General features: G+C 52.1%; 5 protein-coding genes and 1 pseudogene. 3 read left to right on the top strand and 3 right to left on the bottom strand.

Features of this window, described 5'->3' with window-relative positions; genetic code table 11:
- The 3 genes and pseudogenes from EF096_RS17320 to EF096_RS17310 all read left to right on the top strand — a co-directional run.
- Window positions 1-463 (top strand): annotated as a pseudogene (locus EF096_RS17320) (IS3 family transposase); the annotation flags it as partial.
- Between the two features lie 250 nt (window positions 464-713).
- A complete protein-coding gene (locus EF096_RS17315; RefSeq protein WP_123891039.1) occupies window positions 714-1,352 on the top strand; it encodes a hypothetical protein in 639 nt (212 codons plus the stop codon).
- Window positions 1,353-1,797: 445 nt separating this feature from the next.
- On the top strand, window positions 1,798-2,457 hold the full coding sequence (locus EF096_RS17310) for a hypothetical protein (RefSeq protein ID WP_123891038.1): 660 nt from the start codon (window positions 1,798-1,800) through the stop codon (window positions 2,455-2,457).
- 408 nt (window positions 2,458-2,865) lie between these two features.
- Here EF096_RS17310 and EF096_RS17305 read toward each other — a convergent pair whose 3' ends face one another.
- The 3 genes from EF096_RS17305 to EF096_RS17295 form a co-directional block, all read right to left on the bottom strand.
- On the bottom strand, window positions 2,866-3,786 hold the full coding sequence (locus EF096_RS17305; protein ID WP_123891037.1) for a site-specific integrase: 921 nt from the start codon (window positions 3,784-3,786) through the stop codon (window positions 2,866-2,868).
- 317 nt (window positions 3,787-4,103) lie between these two features.
- On the bottom strand, window positions 4,104-5,366 hold the full coding sequence (locus EF096_RS17300; protein WP_235869782.1) for a tyrosine-type recombinase/integrase: 1,263 nt from the start codon (window positions 5,364-5,366) through the stop codon (window positions 4,104-4,106).
- A 320-nt stretch (window positions 5,367-5,686) separates the two neighbouring features.
- Window positions 5,687-8,017 carry a site-specific integrase gene (locus tag EF096_RS17295; protein WP_123891036.1) on the bottom strand — a complete coding sequence of 777 codons (2,331 nt, stop codon included), beginning with the start codon at window positions 8,015-8,017 and terminating at the stop codon, window positions 5,687-5,689.
- Between the last annotated feature and the right edge of the window lie 107 nt (window positions 8,018-8,124).

Here is an 8,124-nt window from a genome sequence, read left to right as displayed (position 1 = left end):
GGCTCAAGGACGCTGGTGTTACCTTGCCGTCGTCTTGGATCTGTTTAGCCGTCGTGTTGTGGGCTGGGCGCTATCGAGTCACCCGAATGCAGAGCTGGTCATAAGAGCGCTGGATATGGCTTATGAATAGCGAGGCCGGCCTCAGGACGTGATGTTTCACTCGGACCAGGGAAGCCAGTATGTCAGCCGCAAATTCAGGCAACGGTTATGGCGCTACCGTATGAGGCAAAGCATGAGCCGGCGGGGCAACTGCTGGGATAATGCGCCCATGGAGCGGCCGTTCCGCAGCTTGAAGTCAGAATGGATATCAAGCATCGGATACGCCACGTTCAAAGAAGTACAGCGAGACATCAGCTATTACCTGATGATAAGGTACAACTGGCTAAGACCACATCAATTCAATGATGGTTTAGCACCTGCCAAGGCAGAGGAAAAACTTTATCCACTGTCCGGAGTCAGTTGACCACTACAGCCTGCTTGCCAGTAGGATGCACATCAAGCACCCCGGGCGCCTGAATTGGCGTCGATACTGCCATCTGCAAAAGCCCTGTACTAGATACTCGCACCTCAGCCGCGCTACATAAAATAGATCTGTCACCTTTTTTGCGAGATGCCGCTGTCAGTATTTTGCGGTACGTAAGCACTAGCTTTTTAATGCGGTTATGAAGACATATTTGGGCTACTATGGGATTCACCTCAAATGGAATTGGCAAATGAAAAGCTTGGCTGTAGTCTCTTTACTCGCGTGCTCCCTTGTCGGCTGCGACGCAGCACCCGAAAACACTACTCAGATCACCCAACCTCTTGGCCAGTGCACTAAAGACACTGACTGTAAGGGGAACCGTATCTGCGAAACCGGACAGTGCACAAACCCTAGTCCAGAACCGCAGCGTTTAGAGCCTTTAGGCAACCCTGTGCAGATCGTCGACCTCGCGCCCGCTGCTCCTAGTATCAGTTATGAAGCACTTCTGACGACCAGCGACTCTGGCGGCCCTTTTTCCATTGAGCATATGGACATGGGGACAGCGCTTACTTATCAGTCTAGAGCTGGAGTAATGAATCTGATGGAATACGTGGTGGACGATCCCGAATCCACTGGATACGTCAGCATCGAAAAGGTTTATTCGTTTGGCCCAAACAACTACGTGCTTGTCGTCTCAACTGGCGAAATGGGCAGGAGCTGCGAAGCTAATACCTATGCATTCAGCTTTGATAGCAAGCAAGAATATGTCGACGGCAAAACCAATATCGATGGGTGTTCAGAGACCGTCGAGACATTCGCCGAAGGCAACAAGCTCAGCATCCGGAAGGATGGCGAAACCACCATCGTTTATAACGGGGTGGTCAAATAATACGCCATGTCCTTTGGTTTAATCTGACCCCGGCTTTTAGGAAGTTTTTCCGAAAGCCGGAAACCTTCAGGTGGTGGAACGGAGCCTGATATTACTGTCAAGGTGAAATTCTTGCTTGTCTCGATTACTGGCTCCTGCATCCTCAAGCCCGTCGGGATTGCTTTTTTCAAGCTGATACGAGTCTCGTAGTGACGGCCGTTCCTTGCCGGTGAGAATGTCGGACTATTGAGAGAAGGGCGGGAAAAGGGCTGCCTGATCAAAAGGGCGCTTGCTCATTGATTGGGAAAGCTGTACCCATCAGTCTTAGTCATATGACAGATGTACGTGTGCTTGAATCTCTCGGCTATGGCAAAATCTGCGAGTCGAAATTCGTAATACATAGCCTTGCTGACGTCCCGCGCAAAGGGTGGTAGGCGGGCATTTTAGACCAGAAAAGGATTTCATCATGCGTTTAATCGTGGTTGCATTTGCCTGCGTCCTGTTTACCGCTCAATTGGCAGCGTCAGAACAACCCAAGCTGTTTAAGACCTGGGCCTATAAAGCGCCTATGACCCTATTCAGCGAGGCTCAGGGCTTCTACGATTGTGCAGCCGATTTCGGTGGAAAAGCAGTCTGCTCTGATGACGTTGAATTTGTAGGGGGCAATTTCGGCGCGGTTTTGATTCCGATGGACGGGCAGCTGGCGCAGGTAACGCTGGTCTCTGAGTTTGACAATGACCTCTACATCAAAGCCATTGGGGCTTTGGCAAACGGGTTCACAATGGTATCTATGCGAGGTGCCAGTGACCAACTTGATATGGTCGAGTCTATTCATACGAGCCAAAGCATCCAGCAATTCCAGAGTAGAATAAACGACTACGAGACTCTGAACCTCAATCAAGGTCAACTGACCTATACGTTTATTGAGCAGCCCCCCGAGGTGGTTCGCAGGTTCAGGACCGCACATGCCTTGGCTTCTGGCGCGCCAGACACTGCGCGCACTGCAGAGCTGATCGTTATGGACAACGCAGAACACTCAGTCTTGATGGTCAAGTTCACTTTGCCAAAACTTTTTCTGGAGAGCGCTCGCGAAAGTGTTCAACAATTACCAGTTGAAGACTTTTGAGTTGCGGCAGAGGCTGTGCCCTGACACGCAGTCCGCTATTGGCCCAGGCTGTGAAAAAACTCCCAGGACGACTCACCTGGTCAAAACCTGACCCAAAAATCGCGCTTCTACGTGAATTCTTGGTCTGTAGACCAGCCGCACTTTTTCAGGAACCACGTAGCCGCGCGCACTTCGATTTCTGGCCGACGTTTTTACACACTCTGGGCCGAAAGCAGCCGCTCATAAAACAGTCTGGTCCTTACGTTCTGCCGCTCATCTCCTTCAGATATTTTCCGTCAAGGCTTCAATAAGCCTCAGTTGGATACGATGGATAGGTATTTTTGTACCCAAAACGTATTGAAATATCCAAATATAGTTAGATTAATACCCATTTTGCTGTCTCGCATCGAGTCCCTGGCGCGAGAGGTTTCAGGTACTGTGGCGTTTGGTTTGTTGGGTTGGAGGCGGCAAAGGTTCATTTTTAGTCGCAGTTACTGCCGAATGCCAGGCTGGTTTACCGCTTGAGCGTACTCTTACTTTCGATGTGTCTGCACGCGGGGCGGGGGAGGGTAGTGAGCGGTTTCCTTTGTGTGCCAGGCGTTTGTCGCCATAGCGTTCAATCGAGCGTGTGGATTGATGCCCCATGATGTAAGCCATGGTTTCAGGGGCAAGCCCGGATGCTTTCAGGTTTGAGCCCAATTGGTGGCGCAGGCTTTTCAATGTGGGCTGTACTTTTCGCCTTGGCCACAGCAGTCTGCATTGTTCTCGCAGGGTATCCCTGGTGGCGCCCAAGCTGCGTCGTGTGCTGTTGTATAGGTCCACCGCATCAGCAACAAGGCTGGAGTCGTCAGGGTCGGGCAGCATCAATATTCGGTCAGCTCCTCTTATACCGGTGTCATCTTTTTTTGCGCCGGTAATGTAAAAATGCTCCCCCTCTACTCGGATTTGGTGCATCTCAGAAGGTCTGACTCCCAGGTGCCAAGCCAGGATGACGGCGGCAAATACATGGGCTTTACCTGGTTCGCCCAAGTGACAACAGAGGGTGCGAAAGTCATCCTCGCTGAGTGCTTTGGCTGATGGTCGTTTTGCTTTTACGGGAAGTGTGCTTTCTGGTTGCGTGGTGGGGTTTTGGATTTTTAGGATCTTTTCGGCCGCTGCCGAGTAGCCACGTTCACGAACGTCGAAAGCGAGTGCATTCTTGAGCACACGGAAATAGTCTGGGCGGTAGCTTGGTGCTGCGTTAATGAGCGCTGAGCGTATATTACTGGTGGATAGCGCTGCGCCATTCATCCGGGTTCTGTAGAAGTTAGCAGCAAGTTTTAGGTAACGCTGTTTGGTACTTTCAAGCATATTGGCATCCTTATAATTATTGTTTTTTTGATGTCAAAAGCAGCCGCTTCGCGAAGGGGCGCTTGTTTTTTCGCTCCTAGCCGGAGCGAAAAACCATGTCGGCATGGTGTTGGCTAGGCCTCACCTCACCGTCGTTCGTGATGCCCTCGCCAATACCGTGCCGCCACTGCGCCCCCATACTCGAAGCGCGAGTATGGTTTGTGCGCCCGTACTCGTGCGCATCGGCCCGCCCTGCGGGTACGGTCCGGGCAGCAAGCTGCCTCCTGTGTTTGACATCAAACTCGGCAGGCGTCCTGCGGACGAAGTTGATCGACAGGCTATGCATGAGTCTTGGGGCGACGACCGCGCCGGCTACGACCTTGCTGTGACTCGATGATGGCTTTGTAGTGCTGCCAATGTAGATGCGAATAATCGACGCCGAATTTCAGGCCCTGCTCAAGCGCCTCTTTCAGGAGAACGCTGTAAGGTTTGTCGAGGTAGTGCTTTCGAGTTACTTCGCAAGCGTTGCTGCGGTGTCCGAGAAGGTGAGAAATAGTACTTTCAGCGATACCTGAGGTCTCTAGGCGTTGGGCAAAGCTGCGACGGCAGCTTTTGAAATTCAATGCGCCTTCCTTAGCGTGCTGACAGTGTTCACCGATATATCCTGTGCCCGTTGCATAACCACAGAAGAATCGGCTGGGCATTCTTGAGTAAAGATGTTCCTTGGAATAGCTCAACTCTTCGAATAGCTGCCCGTCTTTACCTGATTGCTCCCTGCGTTCTTGTACATATTCCATAAACCCCATGTCCTTTAGCGCAGAGCAAATGGGTATGTCGCGGCGTGACTGTTCGTTCTTCAGTTGTTTGTTGAAGCCGTTGTCGTTGATGCTGATGACATTGACGTTATTGTCATCACGTTGGATGTCGTGGACACGAAGCTGACAAAGTTCGTTTAGGCGAGCGCCGGTAAAGATACCGAGTGGCAATAACCAGAAGCGGTATGGATGGGCGTCGCGCGATATTTGCTCCGCCTGCTCAGATGTTGGTTGCGAGTAAGGCCAGCCGTTAAATAATGCTGTCAGGTCATCCACAGCGAAGGGCTTGGTTTGAACTCGTCTTGTAGTTTTTGAGCTGTTTAAGCGCAGCTCAATGCAAATAAAGCCGTCGTTGCGTGCCTCAGTCATTACCCGATTGAAAAGCTGGTAATACGTTTGAAGGTTTTCGCCTTGGCTTTTTGAGCGTTTTTGCTTTTTTAAGGTGGCGGGCAGCTGGCGCTTAATTCGCGGAATATCCTGTAGGGCCAGGTCAGCCATCACACGCTTCGGATCATTCCCACTCACTACCCCTTTCAGCTTCTCCATACGCGCTATCAGCATGTTTTTCCCTTTTGCTGAGTAGCCGTTTGCATCGATGAAACGTTGGCGGACTTCATCAAAGTAATCCTGAATGTTCGGCGAGCTATCCAGCTGTTGGAGCATCTGTGTGATGGGCAGCATTTGCTTCAATACAGTCGGGTAAAACTTCTCGTACTTGCTGTCGTACTGAAGGTGAAAACCCTCAGTAATCGAGATCAATTTTGTCTCTGAAACTATCGCTGTCATCTGCTGCCTCTTGTTTTTGATGAGGCGATAGTAATGATTAATTATTTTTGATGTAAAGTATTTTTTTAGGGGAAAAGCGTGGCGCTGGTCATTTTTTGTTGTGGCTCTATAGATATATGAAATCTTGACAATTTGTCAATTTATTGGGCTGCAGCGACATTAGGCAGTAAATAAGGTAACGATCTAATTGCGGCGAAGCGCGAAAGAGTAAATTTTCAGCCAATAAATATACTTATATGTGTAAATAAAAATTAGTTAATTATTTTACTTGTTGAAGCCTCGATCAGCGCTCCAGACGCTAATCGAGGCTTTGTGTTTGGCTAGCGGGGTGGGCGGCCAATTTGTCTGCTGCCTTGCCGTTCTTGCATCGCCTGATAGCGCTCATAAGAGATGTGCGTGAGGTCTAGTTCAAAGTCGAGCTTGTCGATCTCTTCTTTCAGCACACTAAGCGGGTAAATGTCGCCATAGCCTCCAGTGGTGCTGGTGTCTACATGCCCAACCAGCGCCTTAGCAATCAGGATATCGAGCCGCTGCACGCGAAATTGATGGATGAAGGTGTGGCGCAGGCCGTGAAAGGTGGCGTTGTCGTCGGCCAGGCCGCTTCTTTCTTTGTTAAAGCCAAACCATCGGCTCGCGACATGGCTGTCAGGTAAGGCCCGATAAAGACGCAGGGAGTCGAAAAGTAGGGCTTTCCCGCCTGCTTTCGCGCGTTTGCGGCTATTGATGAAGTCGAGAAAGCCTAGCTTGATCAGTTGGTGATGGATCGGCACCTGGCGCACCGAGCCGGCATTTTTGACCCGCTTGCCGTCAGCGTCATCGATGTTGATTATCCAGATGCCATTGCAGCAGCGGATATCGCTTAGCCGCAGTTGGCAAAGCTCCGCCAGGCGAGCCCCGGTGTAAAGACCTAGCAGAGGGAGCCAGAATTTGTAGTCGTCCAATCGCCATCTGGGTTGGGCAGACGAGTACGCCGGGCTGTTGATGAGTTTAACCAGCATTTCATGGCTGTATGTGCGGTTGGTCGGAGGTGAGGCATTGCGGGTTTTAAATAGAAGGTTGGAGGTGACGTCATACTCGACTAGTTCCTCATCCAGTGCATAGCGCATCATAGCCTTGGCGAGCTCGAAGTAACTCTTGGCGGTTCTCGGATGAACGGCTGGACTGGTTTTGTCGTTGACCAGGGCAGGTAGTGAAAGCTTGCGTTGGAGAGCGATCTGGCGGGCGTTTTTGGGGAGGTTGCGCAGTTGATCTCTAAGCGTTAGAAAATCTGCGCGGCGCAGCGCTTTCAGTCGTTTGTGAGAGCCAAGCAGTTCGGTGAGGGTGGCTAATCGAGCCTGGCACATCGGCAGCGTTTTTACATGTGTCCAGTTGCCTTCGTTGACCTGGGCCTGTTCGAAGCGCTTGGCAAGCTCGCCCAGGGTAATGCCGTTCAGCTGTTCGGCTTTGCTCTCGATGGTGATGCCTTTTGCGCCGTTTATCAGTGCGTCGAGCTGAGCGCGTTCGGCTTCAGGCAGCAGAGCACTTAACGCTGATGCCAGTGCTTGCTTGGCTGGGTCGACGGGGGTTGAGCTTTCCTCAGTCAGGGGGCGTGCTTGTGGCAAGCTGGGTAGCGGGGTTTTTTCTAACGCGCTACCGATGAGCTGGCTCACGAGGCCTTCCAGCTGCTGGTGCGCCTGCGCCAGTGAGGTTTCCGTTGCTGCTCGTCGGAGGTTCAGGTGCAAGGTGCTTTCAACAGCTGATACGAGACGCTCTTTCAACAAGGTCGCCACGATTGCTGACGTGGTAGGCAATGTCAGCTGAAAGCTGCGGGTGGCCAGGATTGGGTATTGGTCTTTCAGGGCGCAGGAGGTCATCTCAAGGCGATATAGGCCTGAGGTAAGCTGGCGGGTAAGGAATGCTGATTTCTTCGGCGTTGGCCAGCTCAGTGAGGTCAGTGTGCTGTGGATGCGAAAGGCCGCAAGGGAGCCGGGTAGATCAGTCGGAATTTCCGACAACGTCGCACCGCAGTCTGGTCGCGCGTAACACAGGTACTCATACAGGGCGAGAGCGTGGAAGGTGGCGGGGTGTCTTAGGTCTGCATTTGGCGTGTGCTGCTCAAGCTGGGCGACTGCAGTGAGTGCGTAGACAGCAGCATCTTGGCCCTGCGCGTGATCAGTGATACCGAGTGGCCAGTCGAGGCGGTCAAACTGTAAATTGAGGGCCCGCTGCAGAGCTTGGCTGGGTCTGATAGACAGAATGAGTTCGCCACCCGGCGTGTGGCTGAACAGCGTGGCTCGCTTTGCGCTATCTTCGACCAGACGTTGCTTGCCAATCGATAAGTCGGTTTGAGCCAGCTCTGCAGGCGTTGGCAGTGTGCCCCATGGGGTTCTGGCATTTTCCAGGGTGCGTTTGAGCCAGGCGTTGGCTTGCTTCAGACGTTCACGCACTAGCTCTGCCGTGACGAGAGTCCCGCCGGGTTTCAGGATAAGCGAAAGCTCAGCATCCAGTAGTCGGGCAAGCGTGCGCGCCAAGGCGGCATCACGCCCAAGTGACCAGCGAATCTGGACAGGGAGTCGGGGCTTGCTGCTGAGATATTTGGGTAAGGTGAGGTAGTACTGATACACCCCGCTGGGCGAGGTGATCAGGTGCTGCTGATTACTTGAGTTGGACATGGTAGAGCGCCTTTTTAAAGTCTCAGATGGACTTTGTGCGATCTACCAAATCCGTTTCCCGCTGAAACCCCCCGTTCTAGAGGGGTTCCGTTACTAATTGGTGGGCC

The sequence above is a fragment of the Pseudomonas neustonica genome (assembly GCF_003797945.1).
In the GTDB taxonomy this organism is placed as follows: Bacteria; Pseudomonadota; Gammaproteobacteria; order Pseudomonadales; family Pseudomonadaceae; genus Halopseudomonas; species Halopseudomonas neustonica.
This window is presented reverse-complemented; position numbering and strand designations above follow the sequence as displayed.

Excerpts from the sequence above, each read along its gene's own strand:
- EF096_RS17315 (WP_123891039.1), top strand. The coding sequence starts at position 714 with ATGAAAAGCTTGGCTGTAGTCTCTTTACTCGCGTGCTCCCTTGTCGGC.
- EF096_RS17310 (WP_123891038.1), top strand. The coding sequence starts at position 1,798 with ATGCGTTTAATCGTGGTTGCATTTGCCTGCGTCCTGTTTACCGCTCAA.
- EF096_RS17305 (WP_123891037.1), bottom strand. The coding sequence starts at position 3,786 with ATGCTTGAAAGTACCAAACAGCGTTACCTAAAACTTGCTGCTAACTTC.
- EF096_RS17300 (WP_235869782.1), bottom strand. The coding sequence starts at position 5,366 with ATGACAGCGATAGTTTCAGAGACAAAATTGATCTCGATTACTGAGGGT.
- EF096_RS17295 (WP_123891036.1), bottom strand. The coding sequence starts at position 8,017 with ATGTCCAACTCAAGTAATCAGCAGCACCTGATCACCTCGCCCAGCGGG.